Origin of the sequence: Acetobacter garciniae, assembly GCF_017377735.1 — a bacterium.
Lineage (GTDB): Bacteria > Pseudomonadota > Alphaproteobacteria > Acetobacterales > Acetobacteraceae > Acetobacter > Acetobacter garciniae.
The window spans coordinates 52,638-67,592 of sequence record NZ_JAFVMH010000007.1 but is presented as its reverse complement, the minus strand read 5'-3'; the positions used below and the strand labels follow the sequence as shown (position 1 = coordinate 67,592).

12 protein-coding genes are annotated in these 14,955 nt (G+C 65.2%); 7 read left to right on the top strand and 5 right to left on the bottom strand.

Translation table 11 applies throughout. The features are described 5' to 3' along the window. Positions 1 to 39: 39 nt before the first annotated feature. The 5 genes from J2D77_RS13050 to J2D77_RS17460 are packed head-to-tail and all read right to left on the bottom strand — an operon-like array spanning position 40 to position 3,804. Entirely contained in the window at positions 40 to 714 is a 675-nt protein-coding gene (locus tag J2D77_RS13050; RefSeq protein ID WP_230975795.1) for a PqiC family protein, read from the bottom strand. After that, a complete protein-coding gene (locus J2D77_RS13045; protein WP_207846765.1) occupies positions 711 to 1,667 on the bottom strand; it encodes an MlaD family protein in 957 nt (318 codons plus the stop codon). The genes J2D77_RS13050 and J2D77_RS13045 overlap by 4 nt, the downstream gene beginning before the upstream one ends. Positions 1,668 to 1,672: 5 nt before the next feature. Further along, positions 1,673 to 2,545, bottom strand: coding sequence for an ABC transporter ATP-binding protein (locus tag J2D77_RS13040; protein WP_207846764.1), 873 nt, complete (start codon positions 2,543 to 2,545; stop codon positions 1,673 to 1,675). A gap of 4 nt (positions 2,546 to 2,549) precedes the next feature. Next, positions 2,550 to 3,680 carry an MlaE family ABC transporter permease gene (locus J2D77_RS13035; RefSeq protein ID WP_207846763.1) on the bottom strand — a complete coding sequence of 377 codons (1,131 nt, stop codon included), beginning with the start codon at positions 3,678 to 3,680 and terminating at the stop codon, positions 2,550 to 2,552. After that, complete coding sequence (locus tag J2D77_RS17460) at positions 3,670 to 3,804, bottom strand: hypothetical protein (protein WP_269142558.1); 135 nt, start codon at positions 3,802 to 3,804, stop codon at positions 3,670 to 3,672. Before J2D77_RS17460 ends, J2D77_RS13035 begins: the two co-directional genes overlap by 11 nt. Before the next feature lie 447 nt (positions 3,805 to 4,251). Here J2D77_RS17460 and truB point away from each other — a divergent pair, with 447 nt between their 5' ends. The 7 genes from truB to coaD all read left to right on the top strand — a co-directional run bounded on the left by truB (position 4,252) and on the right by coaD (position 14,802). Beyond that, positions 4,252 to 5,166 (top strand): tRNA pseudouridine(55) synthase TruB, encoded by a 915-nt coding sequence (gene truB, locus J2D77_RS13030; protein ID WP_207846762.1) that lies wholly within the window; start codon positions 4,252 to 4,254, stop codon positions 5,164 to 5,166. A gap of 28 nt (positions 5,167 to 5,194) precedes the next feature. Further along, on the top strand, positions 5,195 to 5,464 hold the full coding sequence (gene rpsO, locus J2D77_RS13025; RefSeq protein ID WP_207846761.1) for a 30S ribosomal protein S15: 270 nt from the start codon (positions 5,195 to 5,197) through the stop codon (positions 5,462 to 5,464). A gap of 336 nt (positions 5,465 to 5,800) precedes the next feature. Then, complete coding sequence (gene pnp, locus J2D77_RS13020) at positions 5,801 to 7,951, top strand: polyribonucleotide nucleotidyltransferase (RefSeq protein WP_207846760.1); 2,151 nt, start codon at positions 5,801 to 5,803, stop codon at positions 7,949 to 7,951. A gap of 209 nt (positions 7,952 to 8,160) precedes the next feature. Further along, complete coding sequence (locus tag J2D77_RS13015; protein WP_207846759.1) at positions 8,161 to 9,579, top strand: NAD(P)H-dependent flavin oxidoreductase; 1,419 nt, start codon at positions 8,161 to 8,163, stop codon at positions 9,577 to 9,579. A gap of 305 nt (positions 9,580 to 9,884) precedes the next feature. Then, positions 9,885 to 11,138, top strand: coding sequence for a cation:proton antiporter (locus J2D77_RS13010; protein ID WP_207846758.1), 1,254 nt, complete (start codon positions 9,885 to 9,887; stop codon positions 11,136 to 11,138). 260 nt (positions 11,139 to 11,398) lie between these two features. Beyond that, positions 11,399 to 14,260, top strand: coding sequence for a DNA gyrase subunit A (gene gyrA, locus J2D77_RS13005; RefSeq protein WP_207846757.1), 2,862 nt, complete (start codon positions 11,399 to 11,401; stop codon positions 14,258 to 14,260). Further along, positions 14,257 to 14,802, top strand: coding sequence for a pantetheine-phosphate adenylyltransferase (gene coaD / locus J2D77_RS13000; RefSeq protein ID WP_207846756.1), 546 nt, complete (start codon positions 14,257 to 14,259; stop codon positions 14,800 to 14,802). The genes gyrA and coaD overlap by 4 nt, the downstream gene beginning before the upstream one ends. Positions 14,803 to 14,955 lie beyond the last annotated feature (153 nt).

Here is a 14,955-nt window from a genome sequence, read left to right as displayed (position 1 = left end):
ACACTTCCGTTTTTTCAGCGCCTGTCCGAAACAGCGCGTTCAGCGCGCCTGGGGCAGGCTTGTATTGACCTGATCGGCCAGCTTGATGACCATCCGGCGCATCAGGGCCGCGACATCGGCATCCGTGCCGACCGAGCCCGTGTCGTGCAGTTGCGCGCGGTCGCGCACCAGCGGCTTGTTCGGGTCGCTGGGCAGCACCGCCCAGTTGGCGTCAAGCGTGGCCTGTCCGTTTTCATCCACGTCAAAGCGCGAAATATTGACCTGCACGCGCATGGTCGCGACATCGGTCAGCGGCTGGTCGGTTATCAGCTCGTTGGGGTGGTAGCTTGAAATTTCGTTGGTAATCAGGTCCGTAATGCCCAGCGACAGGCGCGTGGCCCAGCGCGAACGCGAACTGCGGACAATTTCTTCCCCCCGGCGCACCAGCATGTCCTGGGAATCGAGATAATCGGGAATGACCGCACGGCTGATGGCGATCGTGGCGGCGCGTGAGGACAGGCGTGGCCGCTGGCTTTCCTGGTCGGCCGGCATGCCCAGCGTGTACAGCCGCAGCGGCGGGCTGGCGCACCCGGCCAGCAGGGCGCACCCGGCCAGGACCGTGGCCAGCCGTCCCATGCCCCGCATGCGCCCGCGCCCCATTGGTGCGTGCTGCGGGGCAGAAGAAAGCCTGCCCGACGGGTGTGCCACGGCAGGGGTAGCAGTGGGGCGGGTCATTGGCGGCGTCCCATCAGCAGCAGTTGCGGGTTGCTTTCCACGTCGGAGGCAAAGCCGCGCAGGGCGGCGGCACTGGCGGCAATATCGCGCAGGGCGGCATCCAGATTGGCCCGGTCGACCGAACGGGGCGACAGCACGTCCTGCAGGGAATCCAGCGTCTTGGTGGCCGATGTCAGCGTGGCGTGCAAGTCCGCCCCCCGTGCGTTCAGCTGCGTGTTGCCGGTTTCAAGCAGCGTGTCCATCTTGTTCAGGGTCACACTCAGCTTTTCCTGCAACGCCTTGATGGCGGTGGTCGCGGTATCCACCGTCACGCGGGAATGATCGGACGTGGCCTTCACACTTTCGACCAGCGGCGGCAGTTCGGTGCGCAGGCTGTCGCTCAGGGCCGTGACCGACAGCAGGGCCGCATCCGCATGGCGGCTGATATCCTTGATCGGCAGTTGCCCCAGAGTATCCTTGAGCTTTTCGACCGTGGACAGCCGGACCGGAATTTCAGGCAGGTTGGTAATGCGCGGGTGCAGCACCGGCACCACGGTCTTGTCGAAATCCAGTTCGATATTGGACTGCCCGGTCACGAAGCTGAGCAGGTTCAGTTCCGCGCGCAGGCCGTTGGCGATCAGGCTCTGGATATTGATCTCGCCCCCGCCTACGCCGTCCCGGACGACATGGATCTGGTCGGGTTCAAGCGTCAGCACCACGGGAATATAGGCCTTGTGGTCTTCGGGGTCGAAACGCAGCGTGATGGACTTGACCGTGCCCACCTTGACCCCGCGGAAATTGACGGGTGCGCCCACCGACAGGCCGGTGATGGAGTTCTGGAACACCACCGCCGCTTCGCGCGAAGGGGAGAACAGGCGCATATGCCCGAACGCCATGACGATGAACAGGGCAAGCCCCCCGCCCAGAAGGACAAAGGCGCCGATCAGCGTCTTGCGGTTTGTGCTTTCCGACATGCCGTTCAGCCTTCTGTCTTGCCGGGGGTTTGACCGGGTGCGGGACCGGAGGAGGGAATACTGGATAAGCGGTTCATGAAAGCCGTCACTTCGGGTATGGCGCAGGTTTCGCGCAGGGTGCGGGGCGCGCCGTGGGCAATGGGTGTGTGGGTGACCGCATCCAGGAAAATGCCGTCATCGGCAATGGCGAACAGGCTGGGCAGTTCGTGGCTGACAATGACAATGGTCGCACCCAGCCCGTCGCGCAGGGTCAGGATCAGGTCGTCCAGCCGGGCTGACGACATGGGGTCGAGCCCGGCCGAAGGTTCGTCGAAAAACAGGATATCGGGGTCCAGCGCAATGGCCCGCGCCAGGCCCGCGCGCTTGCGCATGCCGCCCGAAATTTCGGACGGGTACAGGTCTATCGCCTGTTCCATGCCCACAAAGCCCAGTTTCAGCTCCACCAGCCGGCGGATGACATCGGGCGGTTCGGTGGTGAACATTTCAAGCGGCAGGGCCACGTTTTCGCCCACCGTCATGGACGACCACAGGGCCCCGCTCTGGAACAGTACGCCAAAGCGGTGGTTCAGTTCGGTGCGACGCTGTTCATCCTGCGCCCAGTAATCTTCCCCCTCCACCATGATCTGGCCGGTGGTGGGGCGCAGCAGGCCGATCATGCTCTTGAGCAGGGTGCTCTTGCCGCAGCCCGACCCGCCCATGACCGCGAAAATGGACCCGCGCTTGAGGTCGAAGGACACGTTGCGCTGGATCACCTTTTCGCCAAAGGCCAGGGTGACGTCGCGCACCGCGATCAGCGTCTCACCCGCCGGCGGGGTGGTCTGGGTGGGTGCGCCCTGCGGGTTGGCGGGGCCGGCGGATGGGGGTGTGGGTGCGGCCATGCGATCAGATCCCCAGCGCGTTGGCCAGCACGGCAAAGACCGCATCCATGGCGATAATGCCCACGATGCCGATCACCACCGCGCGGGTGGCGGCAATGCCCACATCCGCCGCGCTGCGCCCGGCCTTGAGCCCGACACGGCACGCCGCCAGGGCGATGAAGCTGGCGAAGAAGAACGACTTGATGAACCCGAATACGAATTCCTTGAGTTCCACCCCGTCGAAGGTGGAAATCCAGTACCCGATGGGCGAGACGTCCATCATGGTCATGGCCACGACAAACCCGCCGATAATGCCGATCAGCGTGCCGTACAGGTAAAGCAGGGGCATCATCAGCGACAGCGACACCACCGAGGGCAGCAGGATGTAGCTGGAAATGGGAATGCCGAACACCTGGAGCGCGTCCAGTTCCTCGTTCCCCAGCATGGTGGATATGCGCGCGGCATAGGCCCCGCCCGTGCGCCCGGCCATGATGATGGCGGTCATGATGGCGGAAATTTCACGCGCGCAGGCAATGCCCACCAGGTTGGTCACGTAGATTTCGGCCGCGAAACGGCGCAATTCGATCAGCCCTACAAAGGCCAGAATGGCGCCGAGCAGGAAATTCACCACGCCCACGATCAGCAGCGCGCTGGGCCCGGCATTCCAGATGTCGCTCAGCAAATCCTTGGGGCGCATGAAGCCCCTGCCCCGCAGGGCCAGCAGCGCGCCACGCGTGCTTTGCAGCGCCATTTCGCTGAGAATGCCGGTTTCTTCCAGCCCGACCAGCGTGGCTTCACCCGTGCGTTCGAGAATATTGGGGTGGTGGCGTTCGGGGTGCGCGCTCTGGGCGGGGTTGGGCGGCAGCAGGGCCAGCAGGCGCTGGGCCGGGGCGGGCAGGGCCGTGCCGTCGAAGTCCAGCCCCGCATGGGCCGCCGCCTGCTTGGCCCCCCACAGGAAGGAGATCAGTGCTGAATCCCAGTCTTTCAGCCCGGCTGCGTCAACCCGCAGCGCGTGGCCGTGGCCCTGTTCGTTCCCCAATGCGTCGGCCCCGAAAGGGGTCATGCCCCCGCCGCGCACGGTCCAGCTTCCGCTCAGCACCAGGCTTGGCCCCTGGGCGCCGGGCTGCACGGACCATGCTGGGGCTTCAGCCGGCATGGTGGGGGCCCCGGGGCGTAGTGCGCCGCATGTCGCGCGCAAGGCGGGGCGCGCGGGGGGCAGCAGCACCGGCGACAAGGGGGTAGGACGGCCTGCGGGCCGGAAAGGCAAGGGGGCTGTTCATGGCGTAACCGTAACACTAAGGCATGGGTGTGGCGCTGGCTAGACCCGAGCGTTGCGTTATTGCGCGCGCGCATGGCCCCGCCCAACCGGCCAAAAAGTGCGGAGATTCGCGGCCCGGCGGTGCAGGCAGGCCATTTTGGCAGCCCAGCCCTGCGGGCCAGGCGGCCTATGGTGCGGGGAAAATGCGCCTGCCTGCGGCGGGTTGACGCCATGGTGATCGGACCAGGACGGGCAGGGCAATGAAACGCCAGGGCGCGCGCGGGTACGGTGTAAGAGGGTGTTTTCGGTGCCGTGCGGCATTGCGGGCGGGCGTGCGCTCGGCTAGATGCAACGCCTTTGCCGCCGCAGGTCAATGAATACAGGACAGGGCCGGACAGGCGTGCCGATGCCTGGCACGGGACACGGTGCAAGAGGCACGGGGCAGGAAGCACGGGGAACGGGAGAGCGCATGCGACGCAGACGCGGCCGGCCATTGAATGGCTGGCTTATCATAGACAAGCCCACGGGCATGACATCCACCCAGGTGGTGGGGTTCGCCAAGCGCGTTTTCGACGCGCAGAAGGTGGGGCATGGCGGCACGCTGGACCCGCTGGCCACGGGGCTTCTGCCGCTGGCCTTCGGCACGGCCACCAAGACCGTACCTTATGTCATGGACGGCACCAAGGTGTACCGCTTCACCCTGCGCATGGGCGAAGCCCGCGACAGTGACGATGCCGATGGCGCCGTCACCGCCACCACGGATGCCCGCCCGACGGACGAGCAGCTTCGTGCCGCCCTGCCCGCCTTGACCGGCAACATCATGCAGGTGCCCCCTGTGTATTCGGCGCTGAAAGTGGCGGGCGAGCGGGCCTATGACATGGCGCGCGACGGCCGCCCGCCCGAACTGCCGCCCCGCCCCGCCCGGGTGGACCGGTTCGAACTGATCGACCGCCCCGATGCCGATACGGCGGTGTTCGAGGTGGAATCCGGCAAGGGCGTGTATATGCGCGCACTGGCGCGGGATGTGGCCCTTGCCGCGGGCACGCTGGGGCACATTGCCGTGCTGCGCCGCCTGCGCGTGGGGCCATTTACCGAGGCGGATGCGATTATGCTGGACAAACTCGCTCCAAACGACGACAAGGCCCCTGCTTCCCCGGACCTTTTGTCTCCGGTCGAGACCGCGCTGGCCGACATCCCGGCGCTGGCCCTGAACGAGGATGAAGCGGTCCTTCTGCGCCACGGGCAGTCGCTCGGGCTTGTCGGTCTGATGGGGCGTATCCCCCAGACGGATGAGGCCGGGACCGTCCGTGTCATGGAAGGGGAGCGCGTGCTGGGCATAGGCCGCCTGGAAGACGGGTGGCTGAAACCGGTGCGGATTCTCTGACAGCACCATTTTTTGATGGAGACATGTGATGTCGATTGCCGCTGAACGCCGCACGGCGCTGATTGGTGAATACAAGACCAACGAAACCGACACGGGCTCGCCCGAAGTCCAGGTCGCGATCCTGACCGAACGGATCAACAACCTGACCGAGCACCTGAAAACCCACGCCAAGGATTTCCATTCCCGTCGTGGCCTGCTCATCCTGGTCGGGCGTCGTCGCAGCCTGCTGGATTACCTGCGTGGTAAAAGCCAGACCCGCTACGAAACGCTGATCGGCCGCCTGGGCCTGCGTCGCTAATCAGCCCGCGCCCCCGCCCGGCCCCGCCATGAACGCGCGGGCCGGGCGGGGTTTCTTGCTGGCAGCGGGTGGGGTGCGAACCCCCGGCCCGTCGCCCGCCGGGGTCGCGCTGCTGGTCAGGCGCGTGGATTGTCCCTATATAAGACCGATCGCCACAGGTCAGGCATGCGGGCACGTCGTGCCCCGGTCCGGCCACGGCGTTTCCGACCACATGGCGCCTGGGCGGTGTTGCCGCCAGTCTCCATGCCGTCCGAGGCGCTGTCCGCCCCCGGGTTCTGCCCCCGTTGCTTTCTGTGGCCCTGATGATGTGTTTTGACAGCAGAGGCTGATAACAGAATGTTCAATTATTTCCGTAAAGAAATCGAATGGGCCGGACGCCCGCTCATTCTCGAGACCGGCAAGGTCGCCCGCCAGGCCGATGGCGCGGTCATGGTCACCTATGGTGAAACCGTGGTGCTATGTACGGCCGTGGGTGCGCGCAGCGTCAAGCCGGGGCAGGATTTCTTTCCGCTGACCGTCAACTACCAGGAAAAAGCCTATGCCGCGGGCAAGATCCCCGGTGGCTTCTTCAAGCGTGAAGGCCGTCCGTCTGAAAACGAAACCCTGGTTTCGCGCCTGATCGACCGCCCCATCCGCCCGCTCTTCCCCGAAGGGTTCCGTAACGAGGTGCAGGTGATCGCCACCGTGCTGACGCACGATATGGAAAACGATCCCTCCATCCCCGCGCTGATCGGCTGTTCGGCGGCGCTGACCCTGTCGGGCATTCCCTTCTTCGGCCCCGTGGGTGCGGCCCGCGTCGGCTTCAAGGACGGTGCGTTCATCCTGAACCCCACCATCGAGCAGACCAAGGACTCGGACCTGGACCTGGTGGTGGCCGGCACGGCCGAAGGCGTGCTGATGGTTGAATCCGAAGCGTCCGAACTGTCCGAGGATGTGATGCTCGAGGCCGTGACCTTCGGTCATGCCGCCTTCCAGCCCGTGCTGGACGCCATTATCGCCCTGGCCGAACATGCCGCCAAGGAACCGTGGGACCTGCCGAGCGAAAGCAAGGAACAGATCGCCCTGCGCAAGCAGGTGGACAAGCTGGGCCGCAAGCTGATTGCCGACGCCTACAAGGAAAAGCAGAAGCAGGCCCGCTACGAAAAGCTCAAGGCCGCGCGCGACGCCATTGTCGAACGCCTGGTCGAGGCCGAGCTGGATGTCGAAGCCGCCAAGCCCATGATCAAGGACCTGGAAGCCGAAGTCGTGCGTACGGCGGTGCTGAAAACGTCCAAGCGGATCGACGGGCGCGACCTGGTGACCGTGCGCCCCATCGTGCCCGAAGTGGGCGTGCTGCCGCGCGTGCATGGCTCCGCCCTGTTCACCCGTGGGGAAACCCAGGCCCTGGTCGTGACCACGCTGGGCACCGGCCAGGACGAGCAGGTGATCGACGCGCTTGAAGGCGAATACCGCACCAACTTCATGCTGCACTACAACTTCCCCCCCTATTCGGTGGGCGAATGCGGCCGCGTGGGCTCCCCCGGCCGGCGTGAAATCGGGCATGGCAAGCTGGCCTGGCGCGCCATCCACCCGCTCATGCCCGACCGCAAGGAATTCCCCTACACGGTGCGCGTGGTTTCCGAGATCACGGAAAGCAACGGTTCCTCCTCCATGGCCACGGTGTGTGGCGGATCTCTGGCCCTGATGGATGCGGGTGTGCCGCTCAAGCGTCCTGTGGCGGGCATTGCCATGGGCCTGATCAAGGAAGGGGACAAGTTTGCCGTGCTGTCCGACATCCTGGGCGATGAAGATCACCTGGGCGACATGGACTTCAAGGTTGCGGGGACCGAAGCCGGCGTGACCGCGCTGCAGATGGACATCAAGATCACCTCCATCACGCCCGAGATCATGAAGATCGCCCTGGGCCAGGCGCGTGACGGCCGCATGCACATCCTGAACGAGATGGCGGGCGCGCTGACCGAAAACCGCACCGGCGTGTCCTCCACCGCGCCGCGCATCACCACCATGAAGGTGCCGCGCGAGAAAATTCGCGATGTCATCGGCTCGGGTGGCAAGGTCATCCGCGAGATCGTGGAATATTCGGGCGCGAAGGTGGATATCGGCGATGACGGCACCATCACCATTGCCGCCATGTCCGACGAACAGGCCAAGAAGGCGCTGGAGCGGATCAACGGCATCGTGGCCGAGCCCGAACTGGGCCATATCTACGACGGCAAGGTGGTCAAGACGGCCGATTTCGGCGCGTTCGTGAACTTCCTTGGTGCGCGTGACGGGCTGGTTCACATTTCCGAACTGGCACAGGGCCGGGTTGGCCGCACCACCGACGTGGTGAAGGACGGCGACCTGGTGAAGGTCAAGGTCATCGGCTTCGACGATCGTGGCAAGGTCAAATTGTCCATGCGGGTTGTAGACCAGGCCACGGGTGCCGATATTACGGAAACCGTAGGCGAAAAGCCCGCGCGCGGCCCCCGCCGCGATGCCGAATAAGGCATAGGGCCCACCCAGCGCGCGCAGGCGGGCAGGTCCGCACGGACCTGTCACGCCCATGCGGGCCGGGCGGACAGGCTTGCGGGCTACCTGCTTGCACCGGCATTTGAACTTGCTGCCAGGTGCGGGGTGGCTTGGCGGGTGGCTTTTGCGCACCACATGTGGATTTTGGTCAGGTTACAGGCTGCGGCAGGGACGATAGGACAGTTATGAAGGCGATCAACACGCTGCGCATGGGTGGTGCGGATATTCTGCCGCTGGTCGAAGGCGGCAAGGGCGTTTCCGTATCCACCGGGGCTTCGGCCGGGGCCTGGGCCGCGGCAGGGGGTGCCGGCACGGTGTCCATCGTCAATGCCGACAGCTATGACGCCCAAGGCAACGTGGTGCCGCAGATCTATCATGGCCGCACGCGCCGCGAACGGCATGAAGAACTGGTGAACTACGCCATTGCGGGCGGCATTGCGCAGGTGCGCATCGCCCATGAAATGGCGGGCGGCAAGGGCCGTATCCATGCCAACATCCTGTGGGAAATGGGTTCGGCCGAACGCGTCATCATCGGCGTGCTGGAAGGGGCCAAGGGCCTGATCCATGGCCTGACCTGTGGGGCGGGCATGCCCTACCGACTGGCCGATATCGCCACCCAGTACGGCGTGCATTACTATCCGATCGTGTCTTCCGCGCGGGCGTTCAACGCGTTGTGGAAGCGGTCCTACAACAAGGCGGCGGACCTGCTGGGCGGCGTGGTGTACGAAGACCCCTGGCGGGCGGGCGGGCATAACGGCCTGTCCAACACCGAAAACCCCCTTGGGCCGGAAGATCCCTATCCCCGCGTGCTGGCCCTGCGCCAGACCATGCGCGGCTTCGGCCTGCATGACACCCCCATCATCATGGCTGGCGGCGTATGGTGGCTGGAGGAATGGGAAGACTGGATCGACAACCCCGAACTGGGGCCGATCGCCTTCCAGTTCGGCACCCGCCCGCTGCTGACGACCGAAAGCCCCATTCCCGAGGCATGGAAACAGCGCCTGCGCACGCTCAAGCAGGGCGATGTGTATCTCAACCGCTTTTCGCCCACGGGGTTTTATTCTTCCGCCGTCAACAACAGCTTCCTGCGCGAATTGCAGGCCCGTTCGGAACGCCAGGTCGCGTTCTCGGCCGAGCCGGTGGGCACGCATGTGGTGCCCTACGGCGTGGGCGCGCGCAAGCGCGAGGTGTTTCTGGCGGCCGAGGATCTGGAACATGCCCATAACTGGGAAGCCCAGGGCTTTACCGAAGCCATGCGCACCCCCGATTCCACGCTGATTTTCGTCACCCCCGACCGGGCGCGCGAAATCCTGGCCGACCAGGCGGATTGCATGGGCTGCCTGTCGGAATGCCGTTTTTCCAACTGGAGCCAGCGCGGCCCCAGCTATTCCAACGGCCACAAGGCGGACCCGCGTTCCTTCTGTATCCAGAAAACCTTGCAGGACGTGGCCCATGCATCGGGCCCCGACCAGGACAAGGTCATGGACAACAACCTGATGTTCGGCGGTACCAATGCCTGGCGTTTCGCCACAGATCCGTTCTATTCCAACGGCTTCGTGCCCAGTGTCGGCCAACTGGTGGAACGCATCTGCACCGGCCGCTAAGAGACGGTTTCAAAACCACCGGCTGAGAAATCAGCACAGAAGTCTTTGGTGAAGCTTTTTTCAAAAAGCTTCGGGGAATGCCACCTTTTTAAAAAAGGTGGCGCCCGACAACCTTTCCATATCGACCTTCCAGCCTTTTAAAACACTCTCTGCGCACCATGCTGTCGGGACGCCCCGGCGCGCACGGTGCCGGACGGGATCGTGCGGGCGTGCGGCATAAGCGGGGGACGGGGTAGCGGTTCATGCGTTGGTGCTGTGCTGCGTGCGGTCTTTCTGTCGCGCGCCCAGGCGGCAAAGGAAGCGTCATGCACCCGTCCAACGCCTTGTATCTGGAGGTCCTGACCGGGCTTGGCGTCATTATCCTGCTCACCGCCTGGCTGCCCATGGTCCTGCGCCGGATGCCGCTTTCCCTGCCCATTGTCTGTGTGGGGGCGGGTGCCGCACTGATGGGCCTGCCCGACCTGCGCCCGCTGGCCGTGCATCCGCTGGCCTATCCCCACACCACCGAACGGCTGAGCGAACTGGTGGTGATCGTCTCGCTCATGGGGGCGGGGCTGAAGATAGACCGGCTGCTGGGGGTACGGCGCTGGATGCTGACATGGCGGCTGCTGGGCATTGCCATGCCGCTGACCATCGTGCTGCTGGCCATTCTCGCCCATCGGCTGCTGGGGCTGGGGGCGGCGGCGGCGCTGCTGATCGGTTCCAGCCTGGCCCCCACCGACCCCGTGCTGGCCGCAGACGTGCAGGTGGGGGCCCCGGGCGAAGGGCTGGAGGATGAAGCCCGTTTTGCCCTGACATCCGAAGCCGGGCTGAATGACAGCCTGGCCTTTCCCTTCGTGAACCTGGCCATCGTGCTGGCGGGGGTGGATTACAGCATGGGCGACCTTGGCCCGTGGCTGACGCATGACGTGGTGTGGAAACTGTTTGCAGGCGTGGCCATGGGCTACCTGATCGGGCGGGTGCTGGGCTACCTGACCTTCCACCTGCCCAGCCGGGCCAAGCTGTCACGCACGGGGGACGGGTTCGTGGCCCTTGGGGCGACCTGCCTGGCCTACGGGCTGACACAGCTTGTGGATGGCTACGGCTTCCTGGCGGTGTTCATCGCAGCCCTTGGCCTGCGCCACGCCAGCCGCGATGACAGCTACCACCGCCGCCTGCACGCCTTTGCCGAGGAAGTCGAACGCCTGCTGATGATGCTGCTGCTGATCGCCTTCGGCGGCATGATCGCCTATGGCGGCCTGCTGGGGGCGACGGACTGGCGGGTGGTGCTTTTCGCGGTTCTCACCCTGCTGGTGGTGCGGCCCGTTGCGGGCATGCTCAGCCTGTGGGGTGCGCCCCTGCCATGGTGGGAAAAACTGGTGATCTCCTTTTTCGGCATCCGGGGCATGGGCTCGATCTACTACCTGGCCTTCGCACTCGACCAGGCCAGCTTTACCGACCCCGCCCGGCTATGGAGCGTGATCGGCTGGATCGTGCTGATCTCCATCGTCCTGCACGGGATTACCGTCACCCCGGCCCTGCGCGTGCTGGACCGCTGGCAACGCATGCGCCGACGCTAAAGCTGCCCCCGTGCCCACCCGCATATATGCCGCATATAGTCAGTGCGCCCGTTTTGTTTCAAATCATGCGCGCAATGTCAGGCAGCAATACTGCCGCACCGTCGGCCGCGGCTGTGCGGGCCGCGCGGCCTGTGTGGCCCCGGGGTGCTAGGTCGCGGCGGCTTTGTGTGCTAGATGTCGGGGGCGCACCGTGGCAACCGGCGCGCGCTTATGGATATGGCGTGCCCGGTGCGCGCGCCGCTTGATGGAACGGATGAGCCTTGACCGAGATTTCTGACCAGACCGGAGCCCCGGCGCCCTCAGACCTGCTGCCCGTGACCATTGAGGAGGAAATGCGTTCCTCCTATCTCGCCTATGCGATGTCGGTCATTGTCGCGCGCGCGTTGCCCGATGTACGCGACGGCCTTAAACCCGTGCACCGGCGTATTCTCTACGCCATGCATGAAAGCGGGTTCACCCACGACAAGGCGTACCGCAAGTCGGCCCGCGCGGTGGGTGAGGTCATGGGTAAATACCACCCCCATGGCGACAGTTCGATCTACGAGGCCATGGTGCGCATGGCGCAGTCCTGGTCCATGCGCGTGAAGCTGATAGACGGGCAGGGCAATTTCGGCTCCGTCGATGGGGATAGCCCCGCCGCCATGCGTTATACCGAAGCGCGGCTGGCCAAGGCTTCGACCTTCCTGCTGGACGATATCGACCGCGACACGGTGGATTTCCAGCCCAATTACGACGAAAGCGAGAACGAACCCACCGTTCTGCCCGCCGCCTTCCCCAACCTGCTGATCAATGGCGCGACCGGCATTGCCGTGGGCATGGCCACCAATATCCCCACCCACAACCCCGGTGAGGTGATAGACGCGACCCTGGCCCTGATCGCCAACCCGGACATGACGCTCGATGACCTGATGGAAATCGTGCCGGGGCCGGATTTCCCCACCGGCGGCACCATTCTGGGGCGTTCGGGCATTCGCAGCGCCTTCGCCACCGGGCGCGGTTCGGTCATTATCCGTGCGAAGGCCGAGATCGAGGATATCCGCCGCGACCGTAAGGCCATTGTGGTCACGGAAATTCCCTATCAGGTGAACAAGGCCACCTTGCAGGAACGCATTGCCGATCTGGTGCGCTCCAAGCAGGTGGAAGGCATTTCCGACATCCGCGACGAATCCGACCGCTCGGGCATGCGCGTGGTGATCGAGATCAAGCGTGACGCAACGCCCGAGGTGGTGTTGAACCAGCTTTACCGCTTCACGCAGTTGCAGACCTCCTTCGGTGTGAACATGCTGGCCCTGGATGGCGGCAAGCCGCGCCTGATGGGGCTGAAGGACGTGCTGGAGGCGTTTGTCGCCTTCCGTGAGGAAGTGATCCTGCGCCGTTCGCGCTTCGAACTGAACAAGGCGCGCGACCGGGGCCATATCCTGGTTGGGCTGGTCATTGCCGTGGCCAATATCGACGCCGTGATCGCCCTGATCCGCGCCGCCCCCGACGCCGCCCATGCGCGTGAAGCGCTGATGGCCGCCACATGGGACGCGGCCGAGGTCGAACCCCTGCTGGCCCTGATCCATGACGAAGGCAATGTGGTGACGGATGGCCGCGTGCGCCTGACCGAAGCGCAGGCCCGCGGCATTCTGGAACTGCGGCTGCAACGCCTGACAGGGCTGGAGCGTGACAAGATCACGCAGGAACTGTCCGAAGTGGCGACCCGTATCAACGAACTGCTCGAAATCATCGTCAGCCGCCCCCGCCGCATGGAAGTGCTGTGCGAGGAACTGTCCCGCGCGCGGGCCGAACTGGCCACGCCGCGCATGACCGACATTGCCGAATACGATGGCGACCAGGATGATGAAAGCCTGATCGAACCCGGGCAGATGGTCGTGACCATCACGCGCGACGGCTTTATCAAGCGCACCCCGCTGGATGTGTTCCGCGCGCAGAACCGTGGCGGCCGTGGCCGCACGGGGGCGGGCACGCGCGGGGATGATATCGTGGTGCGGTCGTTCAACGCGCATACGCACCAGTGGGTGATGTTCTTCTCATCCGGCGGCAAGGTCTACCGCGAAAAGGTCTGGCGGCTGCCCGAAGCAGGGCCCGCCGCCAAGGGCCGCGCGCTGGTCAACCTGCTGCCCGACCTGGGGGGCGACACCATTACCGCCGTGCTGCCCCTGCCGCAGGATGAAGAACTGTGGGAAAGCCTGCACCTGGTCTTTGCCACGGCCAGCGGGCATGTGCGCCGCAACCGGCTGAGCGATTTCCGCAATATCCGCTCCTCCGGCATGATCGCCATGAAGCTGGACGAGGGCGACAGCCTGATCGGGGTGGCCACCTGCCGCGAAGGGCAGGATGTGTTCCTGGCCACGCGCGGGGCGCGCTGCATCCGCTTCCAGATTACCGATGACACGCTGCGGGTGTTCGCCGGGCGCGGGTCTTCGGGCGTGCGGGGCATGCGCCTGGCCGAAGGCGACCGGGTGATCAGCCTGGCCGTGCTGAACCATGTCGAAGCCACGGTGGAAGAACGCGCGGCCTATCTGCGCATGGCCAATGCCCGCCGCCGCGCCGAAAACGCCGCCGATGGCGAGGACGAGGTCGAAACCCCCGTCACCCCCGACACGGATGAGGAAGACACCGCCACGGGGGCGGAAGCCCTGACCCCCGAACGCTTCGCCCAGCTTGAAGCGGCGGAGGAAATCCTGCTGGTGGTGAGCGATGGCGGGTTCGGTCGCCGCTCTTCCGCCTATGACTACCGTGTCAGCGGGCGCGGCGGGCAGGGCATTACCAACATGACCTTCTCGGCTTCCAAGCGCGGGTCGGAAGTGGCCGCCACCCTGCCGGTGCTGGCGGGCACGGATGTCATGCTGGTGACAGATGCGGGCCGCCTGATCCGCGTGCCGGTGGACCAGGTGCGCATCATGTCCCGCCAGGCCAGCGGCGTGACCGTGCTGCGCCTGAACGAGAGCGAACGCATTACCAGCGTGTTCCCGGTCATGGATGATGGGGAGGACGAAGCCGGGGCCGAGGCGGATGACGCAGCCCCCGGTTCGGCTGACGGTGCGGCGGGCATTGCCGATGCGGGTAGTACCGATGCGGGCAGTACCGGCATGGGCGATGAAGGGGCGGGGACATGACAGCCCCCCCTGCCGCGCCCGTCCGGCGCGTTGGGTTTTACGCGGGCACGTTCGACCCGGTCACCACCGGGCATCTGGACGTGATCGAGCGCGGGGCGCGGCTTGTGGACAGGCTGGTGATCGGCGTGGCCCGCAACCCGCGCAAGAACCCGCTTATGCCGGTGGAAGAACGCATTGCCTGCGTGGAAGACGCGCTGCCCGCCATCCGTTCGCGCACGGGGGCGGAGATCGTGGTGGTGGCGTTCCATTCCCTGCTGGTCGAAGCCGTGCGCGCCAACGGTGCGGCGCTGATCATCCGCGGCCTGCGCGCCCTGTCCGATTTCGACTACGAAATTCAGATGAGCAGCATGAACCGCAAGCTCGATAGCGGGATCGAGACGGTGTTTCTCATGGCATCGGAACGCACGCAGTTCATTTCCTCCAGCCTGGTCAAGGAAATTGCCAGCTATGGGGGCGATATTTCAGAACTCGTCACCCCCGCGACCAGGGAGCGCCTGCTCGCCCGCCTGGCCGCGCGGCAGGGGGCGACCCCCACCCTGTGACCCCCGGCCCAAGCCCCCTGTCCGGGCGGTGGGCGGACTTATGCCGTGGGCAGGGTCCTGTGGCCCGAAAAACCGCCTTACGGGGCACCGCGCGGGGCGTTATGCGTATAACAGCACACATGAAGGAGAAAACCTGTGGCTGACACAAAAACA